At 57.6% G+C, this 20,342-nt stretch carries 10 protein-coding genes; 2 read left to right on the forward strand and 8 right to left on the reverse strand.

Annotated features, from left to right (window positions below):
- Positions 1-3: 3 nt before the first annotated feature.
- Positions 4-2,130 (reverse strand): penicillin acylase family protein, encoded by a 2,127-nt coding sequence (locus ACZ5KU_RS19290; RefSeq protein WP_464736040.1) that lies wholly within the window; start codon positions 2,128-2,130, stop codon positions 4-6.
- A gap of 697 nt (positions 2,131-2,827) precedes the next feature.
- Between ACZ5KU_RS19290 and ACZ5KU_RS19295 the strand changes: the two genes are divergently transcribed.
- Positions 2,828-4,093, forward strand: coding sequence for a lysine N(6)-hydroxylase/L-ornithine N(5)-oxygenase family protein (locus ACZ5KU_RS19295; RefSeq protein ID WP_464736041.1), 1,266 nt, complete (start codon positions 2,828-2,830; stop codon positions 4,091-4,093).
- A gap of 28 nt (positions 4,094-4,121) precedes the next feature.
- Here ACZ5KU_RS19295 and ACZ5KU_RS19300 read toward each other — a convergent pair whose 3' ends face one another.
- The 4 genes from ACZ5KU_RS19300 to ACZ5KU_RS19315 all read right to left on the reverse strand — a co-directional run bounded on the left by ACZ5KU_RS19300 (position 4,122) and on the right by ACZ5KU_RS19315 (position 11,133).
- Positions 4,122-4,523, reverse strand: coding sequence for a DUF5990 family protein (locus ACZ5KU_RS19300; RefSeq protein WP_054063135.1), 402 nt, complete (start codon positions 4,521-4,523; stop codon positions 4,122-4,124).
- Between the two features lie 105 nt (positions 4,524-4,628).
- Positions 4,629-6,764 (reverse strand): non-ribosomal peptide synthetase, encoded by a 2,136-nt coding sequence (locus ACZ5KU_RS19305; protein ID WP_464736042.1) that lies wholly within the window; start codon positions 6,762-6,764, stop codon positions 4,629-4,631.
- Positions 6,659-10,912 carry an amino acid adenylation domain-containing protein gene (locus ACZ5KU_RS19310; protein WP_464736043.1) on the reverse strand — a complete coding sequence of 1,418 codons (4,254 nt, stop codon included), beginning with the start codon at positions 10,910-10,912 and terminating at the stop codon, positions 6,659-6,661. Before ACZ5KU_RS19310 ends, ACZ5KU_RS19305 begins: the two co-directional genes overlap by 106 nt.
- Positions 10,913-10,929: 17 nt before the next feature.
- Complete coding sequence (locus tag ACZ5KU_RS19315; RefSeq protein WP_464736044.1) at positions 10,930-11,133, reverse strand: hypothetical protein; 204 nt, start codon at positions 11,131-11,133, stop codon at positions 10,930-10,932.
- Between the two features lie 168 nt (positions 11,134-11,301).
- Here ACZ5KU_RS19315 and ACZ5KU_RS19320 point away from each other — a divergent pair, with 168 nt between their 5' ends.
- Complete coding sequence (locus ACZ5KU_RS19320; protein ID WP_054063137.1) at positions 11,302-12,099, forward strand: cupin-like domain-containing protein; 798 nt, start codon at positions 11,302-11,304, stop codon at positions 12,097-12,099.
- A gap of 28 nt (positions 12,100-12,127) precedes the next feature.
- Here ACZ5KU_RS19320 and ACZ5KU_RS19325 read toward each other — a convergent pair whose 3' ends face one another.
- Genes ACZ5KU_RS19325 through ACZ5KU_RS19335 form a run of 3 tightly spaced genes read right to left on the reverse strand, consistent with a single transcriptional unit; the run spans position 12,128 to position 20,290 of the window.
- Positions 12,128-13,807 carry a condensation domain-containing protein gene (locus tag ACZ5KU_RS19325; protein WP_416769462.1) on the reverse strand — a complete coding sequence of 560 codons (1,680 nt, stop codon included), beginning with the start codon at positions 13,805-13,807 and terminating at the stop codon, positions 12,128-12,130.
- Positions 13,800-19,004 (reverse strand): non-ribosomal peptide synthetase, encoded by a 5,205-nt coding sequence (locus ACZ5KU_RS19330; protein WP_464736045.1) that lies wholly within the window; start codon positions 19,002-19,004, stop codon positions 13,800-13,802. The genes ACZ5KU_RS19325 and ACZ5KU_RS19330 overlap by 8 nt, the downstream gene beginning before the upstream one ends.
- A complete protein-coding gene (locus ACZ5KU_RS19335) occupies positions 18,989-20,290 on the reverse strand; it encodes an AMP-binding protein (protein ID WP_464736046.1) in 1,302 nt (433 codons plus the stop codon). Before ACZ5KU_RS19335 ends, ACZ5KU_RS19330 begins: the two co-directional genes overlap by 16 nt.
- Positions 20,291-20,342 lie beyond the last annotated feature (52 nt).

Below are 20,342 nucleotides of genomic sequence, written 5' to 3' on the forward strand. Positions count from 1 at the left end.
GTTTTATGAAACTGAATGGGGTATGTTCGTATAGCCCGTGCTGCAGCCCCCCCAGCGCCAAGCACTCATATCTCCGCCTTTCAGCTTCTCCAGCTCATCCAACGCCAGATCCAAGGACTCATAAAGTGCCGCGGCACAAGGCCTGGGTTTTTCCTTAAGGTCACACCATGCGCTAGAGGTACCGTCCAACGCCGCATACACATCATCCGTACTTAATCGCGCAAACAACGCTTCGACGTCGACCAGATGACCTCGCTGGTTGAACGGAACGCGTGCCTTAGCCGCGAAGACTCGATCAACCACATGGCGCATCCAGACGTTGAAGATCGCCGCTGGCACACTGTCCAACGACATGTTTCCATCCCAACCACGCAGTTGCGTCAAGGCGAGACTCTGTCGCGGCGTACGCCCCTCGAGCGTTGCCAAGGCTGTGGCCATTCGCAAAGCCGGTAGACTCATCACGTCCTGCTGAATTCGCTGGTGGGTCTCCAAGTCAAGACCGCCCGAGCGCTCGAGGCTTTCGGCGATCAACTGGCGAATACGCAAGGCTCGACCGGGTGGAGCCCAGTTACTGGAAATGAAATAAGGATAATCCGCCCCCGTTACGTCGTCATTTGCCGACACCAAGTATCCTTCTGGCGGATTGAAACGCTGAGGCATATCGTTAAAAGGGATATAGCCTTCCCACTCAAATTCACTCGTTTCGCCAGATACAGGAGCAAGTCCATGTCCGTTCTTACGAATAGGAATCCGACCGGCGCCTTGGTAGCCAATATTACCTTGAACGTCAGCGTATAAAAAATTCAGCGCCGGTGAAACGAACAAGGACAATGCCGACTTGAAGGCCTGCCAATCCTTGGCATAGTTCAACCTGAGCAAGGCTTCATAGGTGGTGTCGTTATCATCGAAGGCCACCCAGCGTAATGACGCCACCGCTTCAAGGGCAGGATCCATAGCGGTGATAATAGGTCCATGGACGGAACTTCTGACCTGCAAGCGCACAGGCTCGAGCGCTGTTCGCAGCACTGCGGGAAAGTCCGCTTTGACCTGTATTTCCTCGGTGCGCACTTCAAGCGGCTCCCATCGGCCATCACGGAGATACTGACCCGGCCGCTTCGCATCGAGCGTCTCGAAATATAGATCCTGTACGTCAGCCGTCATGCTGGTAGCCCCCCAAGCGATGTCGCTGTTCAGCCCCAGCACCACCACCGGCAACCCGATCAAGCTCATGCCGACGCTTTTTAGATGCTCCCCTTCGAGCGCGACCGGATACCACCAGGACGGAATGCTCAATCCAAGATGCGGGTCATTGGCAAGCGTAGGTCGACCATCCGCAGCCAATCGCCCGGCCGTCACCCAGGCATTGCTCCCCAGCCATTTGCCTCCCAAGTTCAGATCTTCCCGCAAGACCCGCTGCCCTTCGACCACAGCCGCCAGGGCCTGCACATGAGCGTTATCGACCCCATTGCTCTGCGTCCCCCCACCGTCCTGGTGCCGGCTGAAAAGAAAGTTGATCTGATCGGAATTGAAATAGGCACTCGCTATATAGCGCTGCATCTCGTCGTCGAAGTTCCCCGACAGGTTCAGGGCGAATACTTTGATCCAAGCCAGCGAATCCACCGGAGTCCATGGCTGCGGTTTTATCCCGAACGCGATGAATTCGGGTGGCAAGGCCCGCTGCTCGGAGATCCAGGCGTTGACGCCCTCGGCGTACGCCAAGAGGGAAGCGCGCGACGCCTCACTCAACGATTCCCATGCTTTGCCTGCTGCACGATAGAGGCCCAGGGTTTTAAACCAAGCGTCCTGCTTGACCGAGCCACGACCCAGTATTTCGCTCAGGCGCCCCTGCGCGATGCGACGTTGAACCTCCATTTGCCATAAGCGGTCCTGCGCCTGAGCATACCCCGCCGCATAGAAGACGGCGAGATCCGATGCTCCGCGAATATGCGGCATACCGTGCGCATCACGGGTGATGGTCACAGCGCCCGGATCATGACCGCGCCAGAACAACGTTGCCTTTGCTTGAGGCAATGATGAGTGCAGATAGCACAGCCCAATCCCAAGCACGATCAACAAAGGAAGTATGATGATCAGCAACAGACGAGACAACAGCGGAAACTTATTGATCACAACGAATCCTTTCTCTCAACGGGATGGAGGCTAACGAAAACTCTTCATCGCCGACCTAAAATCATACAAGTCCATCCCACCGACTCATATCAACAAGCCAGTATCCAACCGAGAGCCTAACGACTGCGAGCAATGATTCGCTGCAACACTATTCGCCAGCAAAACTAACACCAAATCATCAAATAACCGCATAACCTTCAATAATTCCATTTAATATGAGTTACGTGTCAAACGGTTAGCATCCTAACGCAATGACCAAGCGGAATCTACTGTCGAAAGACCTTGGCGCGATCGGCCCATCCCAGCCTACTAACCTACATCCGGGCATCCATCGCCGCCGAAAGTGTTGAAGTCCTGATAAACAGGGCGGACTCCTACGTACAGCGCTTCAGGTCGTACCTGAGCGCTCCGGAGCCCGGATCCGAAAGTCCCCAACTCGTTGCACGCAATGACTGGCCTATGCCGAAGCCATGCAGCCGCAAACCCGCTCCCCTGACCTGTCACAGGCGTAGCGCGCCGCGGCGCCCCCTCCTAAACGAAGTGTAAGTGTTGAGCGGGACAGGCGAAATATGGTTTTCTCGATTATACAGGTGTGTATACTTCGTTTTCTTTGCGCTACTTGAGAAACTGCGCAAGAGAGTCGTACAGGCCCCATACTCGTCGGCGCCGAACGCCAAGCCAAAGGATACGGTTGCATATGGAAATACATGATCTCATCGGAGTTGGCTTCGGCCCTTCCAATCTGGCGCTAGCCATTGCGCTGCACGAACAACACCAGGACAGACGCCCTCAGAACATACGCTTCCTCGAAAAGTCAAAGAACTTTTCGTGGCATGAGCACATGTTGCTGCCCGACACGCGTATGCAAGTAGCATTTCTCAAGGATCTGGTTTCGTTACGCAACCCCAAGAGTCACTTTACTTTCGTCAACTACCTTCATGAGAAGAACCGTCTTCAGGCATTCATCAACCTGAAAACTTTCTATCCCAGCCGACAGGAATTCAGCGACTACTTGGCATGGGCCGCCAGTCATTTCGATGACTGTATCGAATATGGCCAAGAGGTCATCCATGTCACCCCCGTGTCAGAAGCGCGCTCCGTCAAACTGTTGAATGTGCACACGCGCGATACCCAGGGGCTCGAACGCTCTTACCTTACGCGCCATCTTGTCATGGGCGTTGGCGGAAGCATACGCATACCCGAGCAGTTCTCGCCTTATAAGCACGATCCAAGGATATTTCACTCAAGCAGCTATCTGAAACACATCGCCGAGCACTGCGGCGCCCAACGCATCGCACTGGTAGGCGCCGGGCAGAGCGCTGCAGAAATATTCATGGATCTGCCGAATCGCCTGCCCCACGTAAAGTGCGATTTGATCATGCGTCAGAGTGCCTTGCGGGTCTCGGACGACAGCCCTTTCGTCAACGAAATCTTCGACGCCGACATAGTCGACTCTCTATTTGAGAACCCCGAGCGAAACAGTGCCTATGTCAAAGATTTTCGCCATACCAATTACGCTGCTGCCAACCTGGACTTAGTCGAGCGCATTTACCAGCTCATCTATCAGCAGAAGGTCAACGGCGTGGAGCGCCATCGTGTTCTCAACGACCAAGAAATCACTGCCGTCGAAACGTCGGCACAAGGAGTGAATATCGCGCTACGCGATATGCACGACAATACGCGCACCACTGAGCAGTACGACTTGGTCATACTCGCCACAGGCTATCAACGAGACCATCATCGCACCCTACTCCAACCCTTGGCCTCGTATCTGAGCGACTTGCGCGTAGACAGGCACTATCGCCTGCATACGACAGATGACTTTCAACCCTCGATTTTCCTCCAAGGGGCCTGTGAAAACTCGCATGGCCTGAGCGACACGCTGCTGTCGATCCTCGCTACCCGGTCGGCAGAGATTTCTCATGCACTAGCGACCAGGCTGCACACCTGCGAACAGGCCTGAGCCGCACTAGCGGCAAATAGCGCTCATATCACGCTATTTGCCATGCCACAGCCTCTCGTGCATGGGGCTTTCGCCCTGTTATGTCGGCGCGCAACCGAGTCGCGCCAGTCAGGTCTGCTGCCGTGAACTGCAAGGGAACCTTGACGCGCTGCACCCATGGCGTTGCGCAATCTCCGCCACGCCTCCAGCTCAAATAGAGGAAGCGTGCCTGGGCCACTCCATGGACGAAAGGCCCTGAAAAATCGACCTGCCCGTGGTCCTTGGACCGCACTTGAACTTGGCATGTGAATTCATGAATACCAGCCTGGTTTTCCACACCTTCATGAACCACCTGCTTCTTATCCTGCAAGCCAACCTGGACTGCCTCCTCGAATTCTGGCAAGGCCTTACAGGATAGGACCACTGTTATACGCGCGGGCAAATCGCTCATTCTATCCCCTCATTGGAATGTGGGCGGCCTTGTGCTGACCGCCTAGTGGAGACCTCATGCGCCGCCTACCACAGACCACCTCGCAGGCGACCATAGGATGGACTATCAAAAATCGAACGTTTCGAATTCATCGCATGACAGCTCGTCGAGGCGTGCGGCGAAGGCATGCAGCACGGGAATATCGAAGATGTCTCCCATAGACACCTCGATATCGAATTTATCACGGATGCGCGCCACCAGTTGCCCAACCAATAATGAGTGGCCGCCCAGCTCGAAAAAGTCATCGTGCCGGCTAATATCGTCGACTGCCAATAGCTGCGACCATGTCGCGACCAGCCAAGATTCGGTGTCATTGATCGCGGGTTCGTACAAGCGCCTGGAAAAATCTTCCGACGCTGGCATAGGCAAGACCTTCACATCGACTTTGCCATTCACCGTTAATGGAAACTGTGCAATTTGCACATAGGCGACCGGCACCATATAAGCTGGCAAAATACCGGACAAATACTCACGAAACGCAATCGGTGAGGGTGGGACTTCATCAGGTTGACCGAGGCGATAATAAGCAACGAGTCGAATCCCGCCGCTTGCTGATGCAAGAGCAACGACGTGAGCTTGTCCGACGGCAGGATGCATGGCCAGCCGCGCCGAAACCTCTCCAAGCTCGACACGGAAGCCACGGACATTCACTTGTTCATCTGCGCGCCCTGCGTATTCCAGCTCGCCATTGTCGAGCAAGCGTCCAAGGTCACCACTGCGATACATGCGCGCCCCTGACCGGGCAGAAAATGGGTCGGGCACGAAACGCTCCGCAGTCAATGCCGGCAGCCTGTAATATCCCCGAGCAACCCCTTCACCAGCAATCCAAATCTCGCCCAAGATGCCGTTGCCTGCAGGCTGCAACTGCTCATCTAGGACATACACATGCCGCCCCGAGATCGCTTTGCCGACCGACCTCTGGGCCCATGGTTGTGTGTCGTCCTCGCTCAAGCGATGCCAGGTCGTATGGATCGTGCCCTCGGTGATACCATACATGTCGATAAACTGGGTTTGGCCAGCGGCATCGGCATCGAACCAACCACGAAGCAGTGCCGGATCCAGCTGTTCACCTCCAAAAATCACCTGACGCAAGCTATGGGCTCGAGGTGCACGCAGGTGCTCCTCCACTATCTGCGCGAACGCACCTGGGGTCTGGCTGAATACCGTCACCCTCCGCTCACAGAGCCAACGGTACAGTTCTCCGGGGATGCGTGTTAGCGCTGCAGGGACCATCAGTACCTTCGACCCGGCGCGCAGACCGCCGAACAATTCCCATACCGAAAAATCGAAAGCGATCGAGTGGAAGAGACTCCAGACATCGTCCTGTAACGCGCCTATCGTGCCCACGAGAACGTCCAGCAGCGAGCGGACCTGGGCGTGCTCCACAACCACTCCCTTTGGACGCCCTGTCGAGCCAGAGGTGTAGATGACATAAGCCGCAGCTGCGCCGGCGATTTCAACATCGAGCCCGTGAGCCGCAAGCCCTCCCCAGGCTGCATGTTCCATGTGATAGTCAAGCCATGCAGCATCGCTTTCTCCCGCCAGCGCTTGGCGCCCCTCGTCATCGATGATCACCAGCAGAGGCTGGCTGTCTTCGATGATCTCGAGCATGCGGCCCTTAACCGATTGCGTTTCAAGCGGCACATAAGCGCCACCGGCCTTGAGTATCGCCACAATTGCGATGACCAGTTCGATGCTCTTCGACATCGCCACCGCGACATGACTGCCAGCGCCGACACCGCGTGAGCGCAGATAGCGAGCCAGCTGATTCGCCGAGGCATCCAGTTCCAAGTAACCGAGTTGTCGCGAACCCTCTTCGATCGCAACGGCATTCGGGGTCATTCGCGCCCAATGGGACACGCAATCGTGCAGACAGGCGGAACTCGATGAAGGAATCATGGCGGCAACATCGTGAGCGCGGAGCAGACGATCAGATGCTAGACCGGAACTCGCATCGGAAAACAGGTTGCGCTCCTCAACCAATGCCACCAGCACACACTTGAACGTCTGAAGGAAGTCAGCGACAGTGTCCTCGTCGAACAACGCAGTCGCGTAAACCCATGTCCCCCCCACCTCATCGGTGCGCTCTTCCATCATCAGGGCCAGATCGCATTGCGTGGTTTGAATCTGCGGATGCACCTCGCTGATTTCCAGCCCTTCGAGCCGAAACTTGGCGGTCGGTGTGTTCTGCCAGACCAGCATGGCCTGGAAAAGGGATTGTAGGCACGGTCACGAACAGGGCGTACCGCGTCGACGATTTGCTCAAACGGCACGTGTTGTCGCTCCTGCGCATCGATCGTCAGTTGCTTGATGCGCGCCAACAGCTGCGCCACCGAAGGCTTGTCGCCCAGACGTATATGCAGGGGCAAGGTGTTGACGAAGCAACCGATGAGCCCCTCGAGCTCAAGCGTAGTACGGTTGGCCACTGGCGTACCAATAACCACCGATGTCTGCCCCGCCAGCCTATCCAGCAACACGGCATAGGCACCCAGCAAAATCATGTAGAGCGTTACACCGTGACGTCTCCCCAGTTCACGTAGGGCAGCCGTCAAGGCACAATCGAGAGTGAAGGTCAGACATTTCCCTGCTGGATCCTGAATCGCGGGGCGAGCACGTTGCGCAGGCAGCTTCAGACAGGCTGGCGCGCCGGCCATATGTTTGCGCCAGTAACGAAGATCTTCATCATGCACAACCATGGTCTCACGTTGCCACAGCGCGTAGTCCGAATATTGCAGCGTCATCGGCATCAGAGGGTACATGTCGCCGTGGGCGAAGTGCCCATACAGCCCGGACAGCTCGCTGGCGAGCAGGCTCATCGACCAGCCATCGGAGATGATATGGTGCATTGTAACGAGCAACACATGTTCATCAGCCGCGAGCTGAAGCAAAGTAGCGTCAATCAGGGGCCCACATGCCAAGTCGAACGGTCGCTGGGCAGCATGGGCGAACAGCTTGGCCACGTGCAACTCGGCGTTTTCCTCGATCGCTATCGCTTCGACGCGCCAATTGAACCCCTCATCGGCAGAGACAACGACCGGCTGCACAACACCTCGCTCTTCGATGAATACGGTGCGAAGAACTTCGTGGCGCTCGACCACCTCCGCGAAGGCGGCCCTTAAGGCAGCGCTATCGAGCGCTCCCCGGATCCGCAAGCCGCCGCTCAGATGGTAGGCAAGACTCTGGCGACGATCGAGCCGACTCAGGAACCACAGTCGTTCCTGGGCAAACGACAATCTAGCCGGACCTCCCTGGCGCTTGATCACACGCTCCTCTTGTGGTTTAGCTCGTTCGAGGGCGAGCGCGAAATCCTTGAGCAACGGATAGGCGAATACATCACGAACGCTGAGCGCGACCTGTGTCAGGGAGCGAACTCTCGATACCACCCTGATAGCCAGCAGTGAATGACCGCCCAATGCGAAAAAGTCATCATCGACACCAAATACATCGCGCTCCAGCAACTCCCGCCACACGCCTGCCAGCAGTGACTGCATCGGCGTCAATGACACCAGCAACATAGGCTCGTCGGACCGGCTGACATCAGGCGAAGGTAATGCGGAGATGTCGATCTTGCCATGGGTATTGACCGGCCATCGCGCTACTTCAAGGTACAGGGCCGGCACCATGTAGGCGGGCAGCACCTCGCACAATCCAGCACGCAAGCGCTCGCTGTCGAGGGCTGCACCGTCTTCGCAGATGATATAGGCAATCAGCCGCTGTTGATCAGCAATGACTTTGGCATCTCGAACGCCGCCAACACCTCGGAGTGTCGACTCCACCTCCTCCGGTTCAATGCGATAGCCCCGCAACTTGATCTGCTTGTCGTTGCGGCAAACATACTCGAACTGCGCGTCCCGATTCCGCCGCCCGATGTCGCCCGTGCAATACAGACGCGCGCCGGGCGGCCCATAGGGATCAGGCAAGAAGCGGGCAGCGGTCAACGCGGGGCGATCGAGATAACCTCGTGCGACGCCTGCACCACCAATGCAGATCTCTGCGGCCAAGCCTTGTGGCGCCAGACGTCCGTATCTATCAAGAATATAGGTACGGCTGTTATCGAGAGCGTTGCCAAGGGGCAATGTTCTCTCTGAGCGGGCATGATCCGCAGTCAGCTCGCCCATGATGGAATTGACCGTCGTTTCGGTCAGGCCATAGCTATCGCCAAGGCGTATTTCCTGAGTCCCCGAGGCCTTGAACCAGTCGCGCAAGGCGTCATGCTGCAGCTTCTCGCCACCCGCCAGGATAAGACGCAATGGCGGCCTGGGCAGGCAGCCTTGGTCACCCGTGGCGACCTGCTGTGCCCAAAGGTGCCAGAATGCGGTCGGCAGATCTACCACGGTGACACGATGACGCGCCAAATAGCGCACGAAGGCATCGTCAGGCGCCACCGGACCATCGGGGCGCACCACGATGGCGGCGCCCACGCTCAAGGCAGGGAAAATCTCGGCAATGGCATTGTCAAACGAGGGCGAAGCGAAATGTAGTACACGATCCTCTTCCCCCAGCCGACACCATCGCGCATGCGCACGCATGAATGTGACGACGTTGCGGTGCTCGACCGTAACGCCCTTCGGCTCCCCAGTAGAGCCTGAAGTGAACATGATATAAGCAGCTTGCTGCGCAGACACGCGCGGCAAAGACGACGGTGCATCGACGTCCTGGCTGCCAGACCAGCGTTCGAGCTGCCGCAGGTCAACATGAGCCAGCCCCAACTCGCGGGCCAACTCAGCCCCCTCGGCCCCGCTCAATACAAGAGCAGGCCGCGCAAGCCGAATCAGCAAACGCAGACGTGCTTGCGGATAGCCAGGATCAAGCGGCACATAGGCCCCTCCAGACTTCATCACCGCGAGCATCGCCACGATCATCTCGATCCCGCGAGGCAAGCACAACGCGATCCGGTCTTCCGCGCGCAGTCCAAGATTGCGCAGGTGCGTCGCCAATCTGCTCGCTCGCGTATCCAGCTCGAGATAATCGATGGTCTCCGCGTCGCTGATCAGACAAGGTGCCCTTGGCGTACGTGCAACCTGCGCCTCAAAGAGGCCATGTACGCTGTCACCGGCTAACAGAAAATCATCGACTCGCCCGTTCGAAGGGACGAGACGAGCCATTTGTTCCTCCGGGATCACCTGCAGATCGCTGACAGCACGATAAGGTGCGTGCTCCACCGCTACCGCCAACTGCTCCAACGCCTGTTCACAGTAGAGCGCAACCCGCTCAGGTTGCAGATCGGCCAAGGTCTGCACCTTCAACACCAGCGCCTGACCGGAGTCATCGACCGTAAGCACCAGAGGGAAACTCGTGCGCTCACTGACCAGGTCATCTTCCGAGCGCTCGGCCAATGGCGCTGCGGACGATGCGGGCAGGTAACGGTAATCGAGCAGTGCCCCCGTCAGCGCCCCGCTCCCCTCAACGCCGCTACAGCGACGGGCCAGCGAGAACGGCGCATGCTCGTGTTCGACCAACTCACCTAACAGTCGTTGTGCCTGAATCAAACTTTGGCTCACGTCCAGGCTCAGCAAGTTCAGACGGAAAGGCAAGGTATTGACCAACATACCTAGCATGTTGGAAGTACGAGCCCGGTCGTTCATACGCCCAGATAACACCGTACCGAAAACCACGTCCTGTACCCCGCTCAGGCGCGACAGCACCAGCGTCCATGCCACGTGCAGAATTGCGGGGATGCCGACACCATGACGCCTCGTCAGCTCACGTAGACGTGTCACCAGAGAAGCATCAAGCACTGTCCTGGCCTCACCGAGCACCGCTCGTGCATCCACCGCGTCCAATAGTCCCAACGGTGCAGTCGGCTCACGTAGATCGCCAAGCCGTTCGCGGAAAAACGCCTCATCGCGTTGCGTACCGAGCGCCCAAACCTTTACTGCGTAATCTGGGAACTGATTCACGATCGGCAGGCGTGCCTCATCACCAGCCATGATCAGGGACAACTCGTCTTGCATCAGACGCAAGGAGGTGCGATCCCCCACCAGATGATGAGACAGGATCAACAATGACCAGCCACCGGAATTCGATCGGGCGAAAAGCCCTTTCATCAGCGGAGCGGTACTGATATCAATGCGATGCTCAGGTCCTAGTTGGTCGGTCAGCCATTGATCGCTGGCACCCTGCACCGGAGCCTGGAGCTCCAGTATCGGCAACTCAACGGCACGTAGCACCACCTGCAAGGGCATAGCGAGCCCTTCCCACAGCACTGCGGTTCTCAGGACCGCATGGCGTTCAACCACCTTACACAGAGCCAGGACAAAACGATCAAGCGCATCGCGGCTTGTGAAATGAACAATCTGATGACGTAAATATGGGTCGGCATCGCCAGCCAACATATGATGGTACAGCAACCCCTCCTGTAGGGAGGTCAGAGGGTAGATGCCTTCGAGGTTCGATTCTCCCCCCGCACCAAGGAAACAATCGTTTGTCGATCACGCGCCTCGCAAATAAAGGTTTGTGCTGCCTCGTGTTGTGTCGAGTCGATCAGGTTCTTTTTGACAAGCCTCTGGCGTAACGCTTCGCGCTGCTCCGCCGTCAACGATGGCGCGTTGACATAGGGTTCATCACGCATACATTCTTCCCTGAACAATTGTTTTGATTGGCACATCGATCAGCAATGATCGAGCTGTTCTGAAATGTCTATTGATAGAGTCGCATAGATCCTTCTAAGATGTCTTGTCAAACGACAGCGCCAAGACAATAGAATACTCTCTCCCTCGCGATCTCGGCCTCATTGATCATGTCAAATCACCCCCTACCACCTGCGCCGCTGGCGATAGATATTATCACCGCCCCCACACCCGAGACGCTCAACAGTCTCTACATCACACCGGGCAAACCCGTGCTCATTCGCGGCGTAACGGATCATTGGCCCGCGCGTTGGAAATGGTCCCATGAGTACTTCGCCAAACATGCCGGCCATACAACGGTAACGGTCAGCCGCCAAAGGGGCCGCGACGCGCAAGACATGCTGCTTGCCACATACCTGAAGTATCTCGAGTGCACTCAAGAAGCCGATCCTTTGTATCTGTGCAATTGGATTTTCGAACGCAATTGCCCGCAACTACTGAACGATTACGAAGCACTCGACCTGTTCGAGCGTCTAGAAGCGAAACTGCCTGAAAACTTGCGACCGCAATGGCGCTGGATGTTCATCGGACCGGCTGGATCAGGCACTCATCTGCACGTCGATGTTCTCGACACCAGTGCCTGGAATGTCGTGATTACGGGTCGCAAGCGCTGGCGCTTCTATTCTCCGGATCAGCAGGCCCTGATGTATCAAGGTCATGTAAACACTTTCGAACCTGACCTGACGGCCCACCCACTCTTCGCCCAGGCCCAAGCGATCGAATGCGTGCAACAACCCGGGGATCTTGTGTTCACGCCCAGTGGCTGGTGGCACCAGGTTCTGAACGAACGAGGCGGCATTTCAATCACAGAGAACTTCATTGATCGAGCCAATCTCGAACGCGTCAAACAAGCTGCACAACGGGCAAACCTTGCCTATCTGGACCAGGCCGTCGCCGCCATCGGCTGAAACGGCGCGGCCGGCTGGAAAATCGCGCTCATCGAATGAGTTCAACGACCCTCGAGAGATCCAGCGATGCTTTATCCGCCCAAGTGCTGCACAGCTGCTGTAGCCGGCTGATCAACTCTTGCGCCTGAGTACTGGAGCAGACCTGCGATTGATAACGCAGAGTGAAACGCACACGCTCCGCTTGCTCGCAGACGATGACCAGTGGGTAGCCCTCGTTGATGTGAAACTGCATGTCCTCTACCTGCAGTCCTGTCGCCACTCCAAATAACCGCCCCACAGGGGCATGGTTCTCGTGCACGTAGATGGCATCGAAAAGCGCCGACTCGGCCGGCCAACCGATACTGCGCTTGATGTCAGGCAGCGAATCATGTGCGCGCTGTTGCAGACAGGCGATGCTGGACTGCATGGCCCGCGTCCACTGCTTCAAGCTTCGGCCGCCGTTGAGCGTCGCTCTCAAAGGCAGTGTGCTGATCAAGTTACCCACGGTGTCGGCGTAGTCCGAATGCTCGGCATGTCGTCCAGACGTCACTAGGCCCACCAACAGGTCACGGCGGTCGAACGTTACCGCAAGCGCCAACGCAAACCAGGAAGCAAAGGCGCTGGCCATCGTCAGTTGCGCACTGACTAGCGCATCACCAAGCGCACCAGTGATTTCTTGAGAAAGCTCGAACGAGAGTTCCTCGGGCGTGGTGACATCCGATTGCCTGCCTAGCAATGCCGTGACATCGACATGCGCAAGATAATCGGCCCAGAATTGTTGTTCAGCCCGAGCTCTTGCTCGCGTGTCGAGCAGAAGATGGCGATAACTCGGATCCTCTTCTACGTGCAACGCTGAGTCTATCGCCAGACCGGCATACAAGTCCGCAAGCTCGATCATCAGACATTCTTGAGCTCGTCCGTCGGCGATTAGATGGTGTTGTGTCCAAATCCACAAATGCCGCTCTGCGGACAACCTCACCAGGCAAATGCGCAACAGTGGTGGGAGGGAGAATTCGAAAGGAAGTTCGCGCTCGCGACGCTTGAGCTGATCCAGCTCCGTGACGCCTGTCTGTACGTCAGGCGACTCATAGCGCAGCATCACCGTCACATTTTCATGGATTTGCTGGCTGTGGCAAGCACGAAGGCTTTCTGGAAAGGCCGTACGTAACGCGGGGTGTCGCTTTATCAGTAGACGCAACGCGGTCTCGAAACGCCCAGGATCAAGCGCGCCCACCAGCACACAGCTGAATTGCGAGACATAGAGCGAATCCTGCGGGTTGGCCAAGCAGTGGTACAGCATACCCTCCTGGGCAGCCGTGGAGGGATAAATACCACTCTCGGCCTGGCCTGCCGTCACAACGGTATCAATCGAGAGGCTGGTGCTCGTCGCACAAGCCGCCAGATGCTGGGCAAGCGCGCGCACCGTGGGGTGATTGATGATGTCCTGCATGGCTATATCAAGCCCTGCGCGCCTGGCCCGCGCAGAGATGCGGATGCTCTTGAGCGAGTCACCGCCTAGCGCGAAATAGTTGTCCTCCACCTGGACGGGACGGGCAAACGACTCACTCCAGATATCTAGCAGCTTAGCCTCAAGATTGGACAGCGGCTCCCCCTCCACCTCATGGCTGGTGGCGCTCGGTGCAGCCACCGTTTGCCCAAGAAGCTCGGAGAGAAACTGCTGTTTTTCCTTCTGCTCATTGAAACCGGTGGGCTTGGAACGGCTATGCATAAGGTTCGTCCAGTGTAACGTTAAGTGAAAGGGGGGCAGGTAGCGCCGGACCAGGAAAGACCGCTTCGCCCAGCATGTCCTTGATGGAGTCGTACTGGGACAAAAACTCGAACGTCGTAGCGATAGCCGCGCGGACTTGCTCGACTTGATCACGCGAGACATGCCGTGCATCGTAATCGAAAAGAACCCGCAGACCGTCTCCAAGGTGATCCTGGTTAAAGTGGACGGTCAGCGGCACATAAGTTTGGTCGGACGCATAGTGACTGGCCACCTTCAGTGGAAGTGCCTGCAAGCCGCGATACACATGAAAATGCGTATATACGAAGAGCGCCTGAAACAACGGACGCCCGTCATTCATAGCGACCAGTCGAGCATAGGGAAAGCGCCGGTACGGTAAATAGCTCTTCTCTATGTCAAAGCAGGTGCGCAGCAATTGCCCCCAACTCATGCCTTGCAGATCGATAGCTACCGGGAGCAGATTATTGAATACCCCGATGCAACGGTCGCCACCGCTCAGCTCTGGCCTGCCATTGAATTCAACTCCACTGCGCTGCAACGTACTGTTGGTGACGCGAGCCAATGCGTAGAAATGGATCGCCATCAGCAGATTCTTCAATGGTACCCGTGCCACTTGGGCGATAGCCTTGAGACGTTCCACCGGTCGGGCCGTGGCCTGCCAGGTCAGCCGACGGTGCAGCCCACCAGCGGACAGCGACGGTGCCTGTGTATCGGCGAAACACCCGGTCTCAAGCACATTAGCCCAGAACTGGGCATGGGCCGCACTGGTCAGCGCCTGACGCTCCAAAGCCACGAACTCGGCATAGCCGAGCAGTGGGCGTCTGGCCGTATCCGGCACCTTGCCCATGCTATAGGCAGAATAGACTTCTAGCAGCTCCGTCAACACGGTTGCCACACACCAGCCGTCGAGCGAAGCATCGGCAAAGGTCAACTGAAAGCGCTCTTGATCGAGCAAGTGGACAGTGCAGCGGAAATGGGGTGCCACTTCCCACGTGAAAGGCCTTTTTTTCTCCGCCTCTATCCAGGACTTCAACTGGCGCTGACGCTCGGCCTCGGTGAACTCGGTCAAGTCCTCGACCGCCAGTTCCACCTCCACGAACCGGTGCAGGATCTGCACCGGTTCGGCAAAGCGCTCCAAATCGACAGAGGTTCGCAAGAAACCATGCTCAGCAACGACATGGCGCAACGCACGGTGTAACGCCGGCGCGTCCCAACGAGCAACGAGTTCCAAGGTTGTTACGAAGACCTCGTAGTGATCATCGTTGAAAAACTTGTACACGATTCCCCGCTGCAAATAGCTCAGCGGGTAAGCATCCTCGAACTCAGCCGTTTCCAGAACCGAACGCTCCTGCTCGCTTAGCAGACTGAACGGCGCGACGGCTGGGACAGCGGGCTGCACATTCCCGCTGCTGGCGAGGGTCTCCTGTATCCCAGCGAAACTGCTGCTACGGAATAAGGCTTGAACCGACAAGGCAATGCCGGCCTCGCGAAGACGACCAATCAGATGCAATGCCAAGATCGAGTCGCCACCGCACTCGAAGAAATCATCAGCATCGCAAGGAACAGGCCCGCCCAACACGGCCTGCCAATGCAGCGCAAGTTGCTCGCGAAGGCCGGTGGCGCCAACAACCGGCGCGTCAGCGCCGTCACGACGTCGCTCGGCGCGCAACTGCGCGCGATCGACCTTACCGTTAGTCAGCAATGGCCATTCCGTCAGCAATCGCCACTCTCGAGGGACCATGAATTCAGGCAACCATGCCCGCGCATGCGCCTCGATCTCTATCCTGGTCAACGCTACCTGATGGTCGATGTGCACAAATGCGCAAAGTCGTGCAGGGCCAACCTCTTCCACAAGCATGACCACCACGTTGCGAATCCCCGGTAGACGGCTGAGTGTCTGCTCGATTTCGCCGAGTTCGATGCGATATCCAGAGAGCTTGACCTGACCGTCCAGACGTCCGAGGTAGAATATGTTGCCATGCTCATCGAAACGAGCCCGATCGCCGGTGCGATAGCTCCGCGATCCCCTTCCCAAGGGTGGCGGGATGAATCGGTCAGCGGTCAACGCCGGCTTACCGATATAGCCAATCGCCACTTGTGGCCCGGCAACCACAAGTTCACCCTCAGCCCCAGGAAGTACCGGAACGCCCTGTTCATCGACTATCGACACCTCGCAGTTCGGTGCAGGCCGCCCGATGGAAACCTCTGTCGAGTTCGCAAACAGCTCGGCATAGGTCACATCGATACCGGCCTCCGTGGGCCCGTAAAAGTTAAAAAGGCGTACGTGGGGCGCGCAGGCGAAAAATGCTTGGACATGGGCCGGCAGCATCGCTTCACCACTGCACACTACGTGCCGTAACCCTGCGATTGCCTTGCGTACACCGTCTATGCCCAACCAATGGCTCAGCACAGAGGGAACGAAATGCATGATGGTGACCCCATTGCGCAAGACCGCATCGGCCACCGCTTCGGGATATCGCTCGTGCTGGGGTTGTATGCAGACAGCCTTGGCGCCCAGTGCTAAGGGGGCAAGGATTTCCCAAAGCGAAACATCGAACGTCCAAATCGTCTTCTGTACGAACACATCATCGGCTGAAAGCGCAAGGCGCTCGATCATCCAGTCGAGTCGATGATCAAGAGCTCGGTGGTCGACCAGAACCCCTTTGGGCTGCCCCGTACTACCGGATGTGTAAAGCACGTAGGCACCCGCATTAGCGCACGCGAATAGATTCATCGAATCGCTTGATGCCAATGAGTCCCTCGCATCATCCGGCGTAGCGATCAAGGGCAGGGTCAGGCCCGCCTGGAGTGATTCACTATTCGCTATCACCGCGACAGCACCACTGTCACTTAGCATGTAGTCACGCCTGGACACGGGTGTCGATGGGTCAATCGGAAGATAGATACCCCCCGCCAACATCACCCCCAGGCAAGCAGCGACGCCCAACGGACTGCGCGGCAGCATAACGGCCACTACGACCTGGCGCTTATCAGTGGCATGCGCACGCACCTGCCTGGCATAGGCGTCAGCCATGACCAGCAAACGCCCGTAGGTCCACACCTCACCTTCACCAGCGGGGATCAGAGCGATCGCATCGGGATGCGCCAAAGCCTGCCCGACGATTCGCGCCATAGTGGATGGTGGGGGGCTGCCCGCTTCCTCACCCCACGCCTGCAATTTACAAAGGATCGTTGCGGGCAGTGCCATTGCTGCGGACAGCCGACGATTACTGCCTTGGGCAATGACCGCCAGCGCCGAATGGAATTGCTGGACCCATGACCACACCAACAGCGAATCCAGCGCGTCATGACGATAGTCGACACACAACTGCAAATGGTCATCGTCACCCAGCAACTGTATCTGCATGGGATAATGCACAAAGGCCGGCGGCAGTTGGAAGGGCGACACCTTCAGTCCACCAATATCGAAGGAGGCGAACTCTCGTTCAAACGCAATCCCAACGGATTCGGCGCCGACATCGAGCCCTGCCATATCGAAGTAGGCAAACACGACATCGAAGCAGGTGCCCGACGTACTGCCGCTGGCGGCCAGGTCCGTGCCCAACTGCGAAAGCGGCACGGCCTCGTGGGCCAGCGCGCTAGCCAACCGATTTCTGACATCTAGGAGCGCGTCATCGATGCACGCATTAGCAGTTACCTCGGCTTCCATTGGTATCAGGTTGGCGAACATCCCCACCGTGTCACGATACCGAGCAGCACGATTGAGTAAAGCAACGCCATATCGGACGCGTTCGCGACGCGTGAGAATGCCGAGGCTTGCCTCCATTGCCAATTGCAACACACAGCCAACCGTCACGCCCACTTCGGCCGCTCGAACACGAATCGCCGCGACCAGGTCCTTCGACAACTCACTGCGATGCCTACGCGCCTCATACCGTTCAAGACCTTGCGCCAGGAGGGGTAGGCGCGGATCACAGGCCGAGTTCAGTTTTGACTGCCAGTAATGTGCATCGTTCTGGGCTTGCTGAGACCCCAGATAAGCCTGATGTTCCTGACAAAAATGCCGATAGAGCGCAGCGTCAGGCGACTTGTGCACAAGCTCATCGCGCGAGACGGCTTCATACAACGCGAACAGATCACGCCAGATAATGACGAACGACCAAAAGTCGGTAATAGCATGGTGGACTTGAAGCAAGAGAAACGCCCCACCCTCGCGTCGACGTAGCAGTACCACCCGATAAAGTCGAGCAGCATCGATTTCTATACCCTGAACACTCCATTCATGCAGACGGGCGGACGCAGTTGCATCCTGCATGCCCAGGTCTTCAAAAACGAGCGAGGGCGCACAATCAGCGTCGACGACATAACTTAGCTCACCGGACGCGAGGCTGAAATGCCCGCACAAAGCCTCATGCCGTTCTTCCAGGCGAGCCAGCACGAGCCGCAGCCGATCTGGCTCGATCTGCCCCTCGATACACACTGCACGTTGCAGAGTGTAAATCGGCTGACCCGCCAATGTCTGCGCAAACACCAAGGCACGCTGGTAATGCGTCGCCGCAACGCTGCGAGCGCTTACAGGTTCAGGGGGCGCTATGACCTGTGGTACCGATGGGTGAATTTCATCGAGCAGATCGCCAAGACGAGCGCCGGCATACATCCGTGCCCGATCAAGGACACAAGCAAAGCGACGCTCCCACTCAAACTGGATACGGACAATTGTCAACGAATCCGCTCCCAGCTCGACCAGGGTTCGCTCTAGATCAAGCTCGTGCGCGGCGCGTCCGAGCAGATGCGCAACAGTTTCCAGCGGGCCCGCCCCGGCACCGGGCTCAGGGGCCGACTGCCGATGTGCGCGCATGATATAAGAGCCCTGCAAAGGCTCAACCTCGAACATTTCGCGCACACGATCGCGTTGCAGCTTACCGCTGCTGGTACGAGGCAAGGAGCGATGAGTGAACAACACCCCGGCAACGGCGATCGGGAACATGGCTTCGATCCGTGAGGCACAACGCTCGCCAAGTACAGGAAGGTCGTCCAACGCAATGGCGCTCGGTCGCACTTGATAGACGAGTGTCACCGTCTGTCCACCATCTCGGCTCAACGCCGCCGCGCTGTTAGGCGTAAAGCGTGAATCGAGTTGCAGCATGGCAAACTCGATGTCGGTGAAGAAATACTTGCGTCCGGCCACCGTGATCGCGCTGCCTATACGGCCCAGCACATGAACGCCGGAGCTTGCGATGTAACCCAGGTCCCCAGTGGCCAGGTAGCGCCTACGGGGGACCTGAGGTAGGCAATGGTCGAACGCATCGCTATCGATTTGCCCATTGCGCAAGTAGCCTTGCGCAAGACTCGGAGCGCTAACCCAAATCTCTCCGACCTGACCAGGCTCGCATTCACGACGGGTTGCCGTGTCAACGATCCTGATGTCGACATCTGTGTCCTCAGGCATCCCACAGCTGGCAAGTGCGCCCATGGTAGCGAGAGACTCACCGGCAGCCTGCTCCCCCCGTTGCGCGGGGCGTCATGTGCAAGACCACGCCGTGCGCTGATCATGAGGGTGGCTTCAGCCATGCCGTAAGCAGGGCACAGGGATCGGCTATCGAAGCCATGGCTGGCAAACCGAGTCGCGAACTTTGCCAGCGTGTCATGGCGAACCGCTTCCGCACCACACACGGCGCTGGACCAGCTTGAAAGATCGATGCCCTGCAGCTCATGCTCCGGTATGTGAAGACAAAGCTCATAAGCGAAGTTCGGGGCGCTGCTGACCGTGCCGCCAAACTCATCGATGACCCGCAACCAACGGGACGGACGTTGCATGAAAGTGGCTGGCAGCATATGCACACTTGTCGCGCCCAGGTGATAGGGCAGCAACAACTTGCTTACCAATCCCATGTCGTGGTGCAGCGGCAGCCAGTTTACGAATCGCGAATGCTCGTCGAAGCCAAATGTACGCATCAGCAAGTCAAATTGGGCCTCAAGCGCCTTGCGGCTGACCACCGATCCTTTCGGATCGCGGGTAGAACCTGATGTGTACTGGACAAAGGCGACCGGGGAGTCCACTCGAGCGGCTGCGCGAAAGCCACACTCAAAGCGCTCCCCGATTGCGACCACCGAGACATCGGTGTACTGGCGCAACACGTCGATCGCCCCGTGTTGCTGTTGCATCGCATCAACCAGCAGCACTCTGGCCTGAGCGTCGCGAGCGATCGCCAGCAAATGATCGCCAACACTGAAACGCTTGAAATTGGATGAGAGGCCAATCGGCACGGCACCGATGTACTGGCAGGCCAGGAATGCGGTGGCAAAGCGCAGCGGGTCTCGCAGCGTTATCATCACATGCTGCCCGGCACGTACATCACAGCCATGCTGGAGAAACGCAGCGGCCTCGCGAACGGCCTCGTCCAACTCCGCGAAGGTGAGTGAAGTGGAAGCGTTCACACCGTCACGCAGATAATGGATGCTGTTGGAACGGGTGCGCCCTGCCTGACCGAGCTTACAACTCATACTCGTGCCTCACGGCCTACGCTGACCAGCCTATCTGGCGCACGAGGGCTCC

It is taken from the genome of Pseudomonas sp. Tof1 (assembly GCF_055390395.1).

Excerpts from the sequence above, each read along its gene's own strand:
- ACZ5KU_RS19295 (WP_464736041.1), top strand. The coding sequence starts at position 2,828 with ATGGAAATACATGATCTCATCGGAGTTGGCTTCGGCCCTTCCAATCTG.
- ACZ5KU_RS19300 (WP_054063135.1), bottom strand. The coding sequence starts at position 4,523 with ATGAGCGATTTGCCCGCGCGTATAACAGTGGTCCTATCCTGTAAGGCC.
- ACZ5KU_RS19305 (WP_464736042.1), bottom strand. The coding sequence starts at position 6,764 with ATGCTGGTCTGGCAGAACACACCGACCGCCAAGTTTCGGCTCGAAGGG.
- ACZ5KU_RS19315 (WP_464736044.1), bottom strand. The coding sequence starts at position 11,133 with ATGCGTGATGAACCCTATGTCAACGCGCCATCGTTGACGGCGGAGCAG.
- ACZ5KU_RS19320 (WP_054063137.1), top strand. The coding sequence starts at position 11,302 with ATGTCAAATCACCCCCTACCACCTGCGCCGCTGGCGATAGATATTATC.
- ACZ5KU_RS19325 (WP_416769462.1), bottom strand. The coding sequence starts at position 13,807 with ATGCATAGCCGTTCCAAGCCCACCGGTTTCAATGAGCAGAAGGAAAAA.
- ACZ5KU_RS19335 (WP_464736046.1), bottom strand. The coding sequence starts at position 20,290 with ATGAGTTGTAAGCTCGGTCAGGCAGGGCGCACCCGTTCCAACAGCATC.